Consider the following 9,571-nt stretch of genomic DNA (forward strand, 5'->3'; position numbering starts at 1 on the left):
AACTTGAAACATTGCAAACCCCCCACTGGCGCTCGGAGGCGAGACGCCCGATGATCGCCTCACTCTTCGGCCGCTCAGCCCCCGTGCATTTCAACTGGGGGCAGGCCGTTTGAGGGGGAAAGGAAACATAGATGTCAAAAAGCAGGTATTTCTGCGGTGGCTCGATTCTGGCCGTCGCCCTGACGATGGGGCTCGCAAGCGCCGCCGCCGCCCAGGACAATGAGACCGTGGTCGAGGAGGTCGTGGTTACGGGCTCGTTCATCGCGGGCACGCCAGAGGACGCGGCCCTTCCGGTCGACGTGATCGGCGCCAAGGAGCTCGCGAACCGCGGCTCGCCCAGCATGGTTCAGTTCATCAAGACCATCCCCTCCTCGGGCGCGGTCATCGGTGAAAACAACCGCTTCGGCTCCGGTTCGGGCGCGGCGACCATCAACCTTCGCAACCTGAACTCCGCCGTCACCGGCTCGCGCACCCTGGTGCTGTTCAATGGTCGGCGTCTGCCGACCTCGCCCCAGGCCATCTCCTCGGTGGACATCAACCTGCTGCCCACCGCCGCCATCGGCCGCGTGGAAGTCCTGAAGGACGGCGCGGCGGCCACCTACGGCTCCGACGCCATCGGCGGCGTGGTCAACTTCATCACCCGCAACGACCTGCAGGGCTTCGAGCTCAACGCCAATTACCAGGGCATCTCGGGCTCGCCCGGCGACTATGAAGGCAGCATCGCCTACGGCTACAAGGGCGACCGCGCCAACCTGCTGCTGACCGCGGGCTACCGTCACCGGTCGGAAATGTCGGTCAAGGAACGCGACTGGGCCCTGCGCACCGGCGCGACCGGCTATCTGGAAAACCCGCTGGGCGGTTGGGCCGGCACCGGCAACCCGGGCCAGTACAACACCGCCACCAGCGCCGCCGCCGCCGCCCTGGGCAGCTTCACCGGCGGCCTTCCGGACATCGGCTGCGCCGCCAACGGCGGCGCCCCTTACGTGCTGACCACCACCATCGTCAGCCCGACGTCGTGCAACTTCCAGTACACGACCTTCGACAACCTGATCGAAGACGAAGATCACTTCCAGATCTACGGGAAGATGACCGTCGACATCACCGACAACATCGAAGGCAACGTCGAGGTCCTCTACGCCTCGCACGACACCCCCAACCAGAGCTGGGCGATCACGGGCCCGAACCAGTTCCCCGCGCCCTTCGCGGCCTACCCCGGCGGGGCTGCGGCCGGCGGCGGCGTCTCGCCGCTTCCCGCCACGAGCCCGACCGCCGAACAGTCGCGCTTCTATATCCCCAACACCAACCCGGGCCTGATCGCCCTGCTGGGCCAGATCGCCACGGCCAGCTGCGCCGGTCCGGTCCTGCCCTATGGCGTCGACGCCACCACCTGCGCCCAGGGCCTGGCGACCGCCCAGAGCCAGGCGACCAACGCCGCGCTCTACGGCGTGGCCGGCAGCCAGACCGCCTGGCGGCCCGTTGGCTTCGCGGGCAACCCCTACACCTCCGACCGCCACAGCCACTATTCGTACAAGGTCGACACCTTCCGCGTCGCGGGCGGGTTCAAGGGCAAGTTCGAGAATGGCGTCGGCTGGGAGCTCGGCCTGACCTACCAGGAGCAGGACTATAACTATAACCTGCAGGACACCTCGGTGAACCGCCTGCAGCTCGGTCTTTCCGGCTACGGCAGCCGGGCGGGCGACGCCAACCAGTGCACCGCGGCGGAAACGGCGAACTTCACCACCAACGCCGGCAACGCGGCCCTGGGTTGCTTCTATTTCAACCCCTTCACCAACGCGATCCAGCAGAGCACCTCCAACGTGCCCGCCAACCCCTACTATGTGGGCAGCAGCAGCACGATCCCGGGCCTGAACGACGCCGTCGCCAACCGCGCCGCCGTCTTCGACTGGATGGAGGAAGAACAGCGCAACGAGATCTCCACCAAGCTGTTCGTCTTTGACGCGGTGTTCAACGGCGAGACCAACTTCAAGCTCTGGGGTTCGGACAACATCTCCTGGGCCGCCGGCGGTCAGTTCCGCTACGACCGGCAGATCCAGGATCCGGACGTGGTCTACGACGCCAACGCCACGCCTTGCGTCGACAGCCCGCCCTTCGGTGATGGTTCGCCCTATTGCGCCACCACCGCCAACGGTCCGTTCCTGTTCAACGCCAACCTGCGTCCCTATGACGTGGATCGTAAGATCGGCTCGGGCTTCTTCGAAGTGCGCCTGCCGATCACCGACAACCTCGAAGGCTCCATCGCCGGCCGTTACGAGTACTATCAAGGCCAGGGTGAGACCTTCAACCCGAAGGCCGCCCTGCGTTGGCAGGCCATGGACTGGCTCGCCCTGCGCGGTTCGGTCTCCACCACCTACCGGGCGCCCGCCGCGACCATCACCAACCCCAACTTCACCCGGGGTCTGACGGCGGCGAACGGCACCTACCGGGCCAACGACCTCTACGGCAACCCGAACCTCGATCCGGAAACGGCGCTGACCTACAGCGTCGGCGCCGTGGTCAAGATCGGCGGCTTCGACGCCACCGTGGACTACTGGAACTTCGACTTCGAAGACGCCCTGACCTCGGAAGCCACGGCGGATCTGATCCTGCTGATGTTCCCGGCCGGCGCGGCCGACCCCGGCACCCGTTGCGGCCAGGCGGCCTATGCCGCGATCCAGGCCCGCTTCACCTTCGCCGGTTCCTGCGCCCGCGGGAACATCCTCTCCTACCGCACCAACTACATCAACGGCGGCAAGGTGAAGACCAACGGCGTCGACTTCCAGGCCAACCTGCAGGTCGGCGAGTTCTTCGGCGGCGATGTCAGCACCGGCTTCGACGGCTCCTACCTGCTGAACTACGACGAAGACCCCTACTCCATCGAGGGGATCCCGGTGTCGTCCGGCACGGTGAAGCGCGCCGGCACCTACCGCGCCTCGATCTTCACGGGCTACAACCGCCTGCGGGCCAACGCCTATGTGAACTGGACGTCGGGTGGTCAGAACCTGCGCTGGCAGATCCGCCACGTGTCGTCGTCTCTGCAGACCGAGGCCAACTCGATCAACATCGCTGCGGCGGTGAAGTCGACGGCCAAGATCGCCGAGTACTGGCAGCACGACATCACCTATCGCGCGGAACTGCCCTGGGACACCGCCCTGACCCTCTCGGTCATGAACGTGCTGGACCAGGACCCGCCCTTCGCGATCGGCACCCAGTACAACTACGACCCGGGCAGCGGAAACCCGCTCGGCCGCGTCTATTCGATCGGCGTCAAGAAGCGCTTCTAAGATCCCGCGCGGGCTCCGGCCCGACGGACGAGACCTGGAACGCCGCCCTCTCACGAGGGCGGCGTTTTCTTTTGGGCTGACGGTCGGCTTGGCGCCTCGCGGGCCGCGCCTCTCGGGCCGTCCTCCGGTCGCCCGCGCGGGCGCGGGGCTCACCTTGGGGAAGGTCCCCAAAAATATCCGCCCGAGCGCGTCTTTCTTGCAACACCAATCGCGGGCAAATGCGGCGCCGCACCCAAGGCGAGTCCCTCCTCGGCTTCGAAGCTCGGGTATGCACCTCTGGGTGGGATATCAGGGTTCTGCAAAAAGGGCGCGCCCCTATTGCGTAAGGGAAACCTGGCGTCCGGTTCGCTCGCCGGTCCGGCCGGCCTCACTCAACCCGTTGTTTCGAAAGGCGCACCTGAACGCCGATCACCCATGTGCTCACTGTGCGGCGCAGCACGTAACGGCGTTATGTTTCATCACAGAGAAATTTCTGGCGCGGGCCCAACGCACGTCCGATGATCTTTTATTCGTAAGAGTCAGAAATTCGCCCGCTCAAAAGGGCGACTCTCGAGGGGGAATTAAGTTGATCTTCAAAAGCAGATATTTCTGCGGCGGCTCCATCATGACGCTGGCGCTGGCCCTGGGGGCGGCGGGAGCCGCCTCCGCCCAAGAAGCCACCGTGGTCGAGGAGGTCGTGGTCACGGGCTCGTTCATCGCGGGCACGCCAGAGGACGCGGCCCTTCCGGTCGACGTGATCGGCGCCAAGGAGCTCGCCCAGCGCGGCTCGCCCACCATGGTCCAATTCATCAAGACCATCCCCTCCTCGGGCGCGGTGATCGGTGAGAACAACCGCTTCGGCTCCGGTTCGGGCGCGGCGACCATCAACCTGCGCAACCTGAACTCCGCCGTCACCGGCTCGCGCACCCTGGTGCTGCTCAACGGTCGGCGCCTGCCCAACTCCGCCCAGGCCATCGCCTCGGTGGACATCAACCTGCTGCCCACCGCCGCCATCGGCCGCGTGGAAGTCCTGAAGGACGGCGCGGCGGCCACCTACGGCTCCGACGCCATCGGCGGCGTGGTCAACTTCATCACCCGCAACGACCTGCAGGGCTTCGAGGTCAACGCCAATTATCAGGGCATCTCGGGCTCGGCCGGCGACTATGAAGGCAGCATCGCCTATGGCTACAAGGGCGACCGCGCCAACCTGCTGCTGACCGGCGGCTACCGTCACCGGTCGGAAATGTCGGTCAAGGAACGCGATTGGGCCCTGCGCACCGGTCCGACCGGCTATCTGCAGAACCCCCTGGGCGGCTGGGCCGGCACCGGCAACCCCGGCCAGTACCAGACGGCGACGACGGCTCCGGTCGGCTCGCCCAACACCGGTTTCACGGCGGGCGCGTTCACGGGATCCCTTCCCGACATCGGCTGCGCGGCCAACGGCGGTTCGCCCTATGTGCTCACCACCACCATCGTCAGCCCGACCTCGTGCAACTTCCAGTACACGACCTTCGACAACCTGGTGGAGGATGAAAATCACTTCCAGCTCTACGGCAAGCTGAGCGTCGACATCACCGACAACATCGAGGGCAATGTCGAGGTTCTCTACGCCTCGCATGACACGCCGCAGCAGAGCTGGGCGATCACGGGGCCGAACCAGTATCCGGCCCCGATGCTGGCCTCGGGCGCGTCGCCCGGCGGCGGGGTCTCGCCCATTTCGGCCGTGGGCACCGGAGAGCAGTCGCGCTTCTATATCCCCAACACCAACCCGGGCCTGATCGCCCTGCTGGGCCAGATCGCCACGGCGAGCTGCGCCGGTCCGGTCCTGCCCTACGGCGTCGACGCCACCACCTGCGCCCAGGGCCTGGCGACCGCCCAGAGCCAGGCCGCCAACGCGGCTCTCTACGGCGTCGCGAGCAGCCAGACCGCCTGGCGTCCCCTCGGCTTCGCGGGCAACCCCTACACCTCCGACCGCCACAGCCACTATTCGTACAAGACCGACACCTTCCGCGTCGCGGGCGGGTTCAAGGGCAAGTTCGAGAACGGCATCGGCTGGGAAGTCGGCCTGACCTACCAGGAGCAGGACTTCAACTACAACCTGCAGGACACGTCGGTGAACCGCCTGCAGCTCGGCCTCCGCGGCTACGGCAGCCGGGCCGGCAATCCCGACCAGTGCACGGCGGCGGAAACGGCGAACTTCACCACCAACGCCGGCAACGCGGCCCTGGGTTGCTTCTACTTCAACCCCTTCACCAACGCGATCCAGCAGAGCACCTCCAACGTGCCCGCCAACCCCTACTATGTGGGCAGCAGCAGCACGATCGCCGGCCTGAACGACGCCGTCGCCAACCGCGGCGCGGTCTTCGACTGGATGGAGGAAGAACAGCGCAACGAGATCTCCACCAAGCTGTTCGTCGCCGACATCATCTTCAACGGCGAGAGCCCCTTCAAGCTCTGGGGGTCGGACAACATCTCCTGGGCCGCCGGCGGCCAGTTCCGCTACGACCGGCAGATCCAGGATCCGGACGCCGTCTACGACGCCAACGCCACGCCGTGCGTGGACAGCCCGCCCTTCGGCGACGGCTCGCCCTACTGCCCGACGACGGCCAACGGTCCGTTCCTGTTCAACGCCAACCTGCGTCCCTATGACGTGGAGCGGAAGATCGGCTCGGGCTTCTTCGAAGTGCGTCTGCCGATCACCGACAACCTCGAAGGCTCCCTCGCCGGCCGTTACGAGTACTATCAAGGCCAGGGCGACACCTTCAATCCGAAGGCCGCCCTGCGTTGGCAGGCTCTGGACTGGCTCGCCCTGCGCGGCTCGGTCAGCACGACCTACCGGGCGCCCGCCGCGACGATCACCACGACGAACTTCGCCCGTGGCCTGACCAATGCGAGCGGCACCTATCGGGCCAACGACCTCTACGGCAACCCGAACCTGTCTCCGGAAACCGCCTTCACCTACAGCGTCGGCGCGGTGGTCAAGATCGGCGGCTTCGACGCCACGGTCGACTACTGGAGCTTCGACTTCAAGGATCAGCTGACGTCGGAAGCCACCCTCGATCTGCTGAACCTGATGTTCCCCACCGGCGGTCCGAACAAGTGCTCCAACGCCGCCCTGGCGGCCCGGTTCACCTTCGACGCGGCGGGCTGCGCGGGCGGGCGCCCCTCGGTGCTGTCCTACCGCACCCAGTACATCAACGGCGGCGAGGTGAAGACCGACGGCGTCGACTTCCAGGCCAACCTGCAGGTCGGTGAACTGTTCGGCGGCGATCTCACCACCGGCTTCGACGGCACCTATCTGCTGAACTACGACGACAACGGCTACACGATCGAGGGTCTGCCGACCTCATCGGCCGGCGTGATCAAGCGGGCGGGCACCTACCGGGCCTCCATCTTCACCGGCTACAACCGCCTGCGGGCCAACGCCTATGTGAACTGGTCGATGGGGGGCCAGAACCTGCGCTGGCAGATCCGCCACGTCTCCTCGACGACCCAGATCGAGCCCAACTCGATCAACATCGCCGCGGCCGTGGGTTCGACGGCCAAGATCGCCGAGTACTGGCAGCACGACCTGACCTACCGGGCCGAACTGCCGTGGGACACGGCCCTGACCCTTTCGGTGATGAACATCCTCGACAAGGACCCGCCCTTCGCGATCGGCACCCAGTACAACTACGACCCGGGCAGCGGAAACCCGCTCGGCCGCGTCTGGACCGTGGGGATCAAGAAGCGCTTCTAGGACCCTGGGCGCGGGGCGACCGCCCCGCGTCAAAGGTTTGATTTAGAGACCCTTTCGCGCAGACGACCGTCTGAGACAGAGGGCTCTTGGCCAGACCGCCGGCGGGATCGACGCCGGCGGGTCGTCCAACGCAACTGAGGGCGTCGTCCGCCGGACGGCGCCTTCCTTTTTGAGATCAGGGCCGATCGCGGGAGGGCAGGGCCTGGATCTCCTCCGGGGTCAGCTTGCGCAGCTGCTTCACCTCGCACCTTTGCAGCCGCCCGAAGGGGCCGGCGGCGATGAGGGTGGCGTCCAGGGGCGAGCAGATGAAGGACGAGCCGTGCGACTTGATGCCGATCTTGGTCTGTCCGTCGATATCGGGGCAGGCCCCCAGCAGGTCCAGGCGATAGACGTCCCTGACGCCGACCCGGATGTTCACGGTGCGGTCGTCCACCACCGCGAAGTTCGAGACATTGTGGGCCGAGAAGCAGCTCTTGGCCGGCTTGGCGGGCCGGGGCTCCGCCGCCGAGGCCTGAGCGCCCGCCAGGACCAGCAGGGCCGCCAGGGCCGCGGCTGAGGGAATGACTTTCATGATCTGCACCTCCGCGTCGCGTGTCCCTAGGCCATCATGCCGCGGGGGCTGGGGCTGAATTGCGGCCCCGGCGGGCGGCGCGCCGGGCGAAACGGCCCGGGTCCACCAGGTCGGCGAGATCGGCCGGAAGGGGCGAGGGGGCGTCCAGCGCCAGGGCCGCCACATGCTCGGCCAGCAGCGGGGCGGCGCAGAACCCCCGCGACCCGAAACCCCCCAGCAGGAAGAGGCCGGGCTCGGCGCCCGGCGCGGCGCCGGCCAGGGGCAGGCGATCGGCCGTGGTGGCGCGAACGGCGGCCCGCCCCGCGAGGGGCGCCTGGGCGATACGGCTCGCCAGCGCGGGCAGGGCGGCGGCGAGGGCGGCGCGGTTGCGGTCGTGGTCGGCCTCCCGGACCTCGGTGGCCGTATCGTCCCGGTCGTGGGTGGCGCCGAACAGCAGGCCGCCGCGGGTGGACAGCACATAGCCGCCCCAGGCCGCGGCGTGGGTCGTCTCGCCGTCCTGGGTCCAGCTGGCCTGGCCGCGCACCGGGCGCAGCTCGGGGTCCGGCCACAGGGCCTGGCAGCCAGTGGCCAGGATCACCGCCCCGACCTCGGCGAGCGTCCGCCCCTCGGCGTCGGCGAGACTCCAAAGCCCGTCGCGGCGGCTCAGGCCCGCGACGCGGGCGCGCAGCACCTCCCCGCACCAGGCCGCCAGGATGGCCGCGGGCTCCACCACCAGGGCGCCGGTGAGGTCCAGGGCGGCGGGCGCCGGTTCTCCCAGCCGGCGGGCGGCCTCCGGCGGGGTCCGCAGCGCCAGGACGCCGGGCTCGAAGAGGTCGCTGGCGGCGATCTTGCCGAACCGCTCCAGGTCCTTGGGACCCTCGGCCAGCTGCAGCACGCCGCGGGACAGGATGGCGCCGGGGATGGCGGCGTAGAGCCGCCCGGCCCTGTCCAGGGCCTGGGCGAACAGGGCGGCCAGGGGCCCGAGACCCGCGTCGAGGCGAGGGGTGACCAGGGCCGCCGGGTTACCCGAGGCCCCCGCGCCGGGCGCTTCGGCCTCGATCAGCAGGGGCTCGCAGCCCAGGGCGCGCAGGGCCCGGACGGCGCTGGCGCCGGCGATCCCGGCGCCCACCACCGCGACGCTCTGTCGCGGCCTTTCGGCCCTCTCGCCCGGCCATCGGGCCTCCAAACGCTCCCGTTTGCGGCCATGGCCAGGACGTTTCTCCACCAGGAACCCTGCCCCTTGCAGACCGCGCCGCACGGCCCCGGCCACGGTGAAGGTGGCGAGTCGGGCGCCGGGGGCCGAGCGGGCCGCCACCAGGGCCAGCAGGGCCTCGTCCCACATGGCGGGATTTAGGGCGGGGGAGAAGCCGTCGAGGAACCAGGCGTCGGCCCGGCCGGTCCAGCCCGACAGGGCCGCGTGGGCGTCCATCACCGCCAGGTCCAGGGTGGCGCGCGCCTCGGGTAGCTCGATCCGGTGGAAGCCCCGCGCCTGGCCGGGCCAGCGGTCGGTCAGCAGCTGGGCCAGGTCGGCGAGTTCGGGCCAGGCGGCGAGGGCCCGGCGGGCCTCGTCGGCCGACAGGGGATGGGCCTCGAGGCTGAAGATGTGCAGGTGGGCGTGCGGCCCCGCGGTGGCTCGCCAGAGGTCCAGCAGGGCCAGGACGTTCAGGCCGGTGCCGAAGCCCAGCTCCCCCACCACGAATCGGTCCCGGCCCGCCCAGGCCTCCGGAAGGCCGCAGCCGGCCAGGAACACCGCCCGGGACTCCGCCAGGCCGTCCTCGGTGGAGAAATAGACGTCGCCATAGAGGCGTGAGCGCGGCTGGCCGTCGTCGGCCCAGACCAGGGGGGAAGGGGGGACAGCGTCGCTCATGGAACCTGAAAAGCAAAAGGGCCGCCCCCGGGGGGACGGCCCTTCCTAGACGCAGATGCGTCGAGAAGCTTAGTGCTTCGCAGCTTCGGCGGCGGCCGGGGCGGCGGCGGCGGCGGCGGCCGGAGCAGCAGCAGCAGCGGCGGCCGGAGCGGCGG

At 68.6% G+C, this 9,571-nt stretch carries 4 protein-coding genes; 2 read left to right on the top strand and 2 right to left on the bottom strand.

Features of this window, described 5'->3' with window-relative positions; all coding sequences use genetic code 11:
* Positions 1 to 131: 131 nt before the first annotated feature.
* Together AC1RN5_RS21060 and AC1RN5_RS21065 are read left to right on the top strand one after the other, a co-directional pair.
* On the top strand, positions 132 to 3,281 hold the full coding sequence (locus AC1RN5_RS21060; RefSeq protein ID WP_493043626.1) for a TonB-dependent receptor domain-containing protein: 3,150 nt from the start codon (positions 132 to 134) through the stop codon (positions 3,279 to 3,281).
* Between the two features lie 604 nt (positions 3,282 to 3,885).
* Positions 3,886 to 6,999, top strand: coding sequence for a TonB-dependent receptor domain-containing protein (locus AC1RN5_RS21065; RefSeq protein ID WP_493043628.1), 3,114 nt, complete (start codon positions 3,886 to 3,888; stop codon positions 6,997 to 6,999).
* Between the two features lie 175 nt (positions 7,000 to 7,174).
* On the opposite strand, the gene AC1RN5_RS21070 is transcribed toward AC1RN5_RS21065, so the two are convergent.
* Both AC1RN5_RS21070 and mnmC2 read right to left on the bottom strand, forming a co-directional pair.
* Positions 7,175 to 7,570, bottom strand: coding sequence for a DUF6491 family protein (locus tag AC1RN5_RS21070; protein WP_493043630.1), 396 nt, complete (start codon positions 7,568 to 7,570; stop codon positions 7,175 to 7,177).
* A 34-nt stretch (positions 7,571 to 7,604) separates the two neighbouring features.
* Entirely contained in the window at positions 7,605 to 9,416 is a 1,812-nt protein-coding gene (gene mnmC2, locus AC1RN5_RS21075; protein ID WP_493043632.1) for a tRNA (5-methylaminomethyl-2-thiouridine)(34)-methyltransferase MnmC2, read from the bottom strand.
* Between the last annotated feature and the right edge of the window lie 155 nt (positions 9,417 to 9,571).

The organism is Phenylobacterium sp. GW821-FHT12F10 (assembly GCF_058806695.1).

Excerpts from the sequence above, each read along its gene's own strand:
- AC1RN5_RS21070 (WP_493043630.1), bottom strand. The coding sequence starts at position 7,570 with ATGAAAGTCATTCCCTCAGCCGCGGCCCTGGCGGCCCTGCTGGTCCTG.
- AC1RN5_RS21065 (WP_493043628.1), top strand. The coding sequence starts at position 3,886 with ATGACGCTGGCGCTGGCCCTGGGGGCGGCGGGAGCCGCCTCCGCCCAA.
- AC1RN5_RS21060 (WP_493043626.1), top strand. The coding sequence starts at position 132 with ATGTCAAAAAGCAGGTATTTCTGCGGTGGCTCGATTCTGGCCGTCGCC.
- mnmC2 (WP_493043632.1), bottom strand. The coding sequence starts at position 9,416 with ATGAGCGACGCTGTCCCCCCTTCCCCCCTGGTCTGGGCCGACGACGGC.